At 64.9% G+C, this 538-nt stretch carries 1 protein-coding gene; it reads left to right on the plus strand.

Features of this window, described 5'->3' with window-relative positions; all coding sequences use genetic code 11:
* A partial coding sequence (locus tag HW130_RS35260) for a 1,4-alpha-glucan branching protein (protein WP_177153830.1) occupies window positions 1-515 on the plus strand: 515 nt, incomplete at its 5' end.
* Between the last annotated feature and the right edge of the window lie 23 nt (window positions 516-538).

A 538-nucleotide genomic window follows, 5' to 3' on the forward strand; every position in this document is an offset into this window, starting at 1 on the left:
TCACCGACGCATCCGGCAACCCACCACCCACCTACCATGTCCCGCTCACCTACCACGGAACACCCCTCCACGGAGCCGATCACGCCCTCATCGGCACCGCCGAACACGGAGTGCTGGGACAGCGATGGATCTACGACGGCGCCCACGACCCGGTACTCGTCACACAACTCCTCCACGCCATCCTCGGCCACGCCCAGCCACAGGCCCAAAACCTCAGCAACACCCCCGACCACTCCGTCACACACCACTACTCAGGAACCATCAACCCGGCCACCCGGATCACATCCACCGTCGTGACCAACACCCCCGACGGCACACACCTCACCCTCCACACCACCACAGCCCACCCACACAGCGAACCGACCACACCCCTCACCCTCCGAATCACCCGCACCCTCCACCCAACCGACCACTCCCCCACACACCCCACACACCCCCACGGACACATCACCACCCAATGGCGCACCCCACACCACACCGAAAACCGCGGACCACTCGCCGTCGTCTGCGACTAGGGTCCGTCTTCAAAGATCATCCG

The organism is Streptomyces sp. PKU-EA00015 (assembly GCF_013387495.1).
In the GTDB taxonomy this organism is placed as follows: Bacteria; Actinomycetota; Actinomycetes; order Streptomycetales; family Streptomycetaceae; genus Streptomyces.